A 412-nucleotide genomic window follows, 5' to 3' on the forward strand; every position below is an offset into this window, starting at 1 on the left:
ATTGCAATCTATTGCCCTTCGTAATGGGGTTTCCGTGCAAACTATATATCGGGAATTAGCGTACGAGAAGGACACCAAACTGCACCGCCAACGTTCACTTTTCATGGCACAACTTACGTCTCGGCGTGACCGGTGGATGGGAGTGTTAAAAACGCCTGGCGTGGAGGGAATCTCTAAAGCAAGGTCTCTGGGCTTTTCTGACTATGCTTGGCTCTATCGACATGATCGTAGTTGGCTACTTACTTCCAATGCGCAATATCGCAAATCGGTGAGCAAGCGTGGTACGGTGAATTGGCCGGCCCGAGATCAGGAACTCTGCTCGAAAGTTCTCACTAGGATGATCTTGCTATTAAGGGCTGAACCACACATGCGAATCTCAGTAGCTCGGCTTTGCTCAGGGCTGGGGCAATCT

1 protein-coding gene is annotated in these 412 nt (G+C 50.0%); it reads left to right on the top strand.

The window, feature by feature from the left end; translation table 11 throughout:
* Position 1 precedes the first annotated feature (1 nt).
* A partial coding sequence (locus tag GVJ63_RS22605; protein ID WP_370516273.1) for a TnsD family Tn7-like transposition protein occupies positions 2–412 on the top strand: 411 nt, incomplete at its 3' end.

It is taken from the genome of Pantoea sp. 18059 (assembly GCF_902706165.1).
Classification (GTDB): Bacteria; Pseudomonadota; Gammaproteobacteria; order Enterobacterales; family Enterobacteriaceae; genus Pantoea; species Pantoea agglomerans.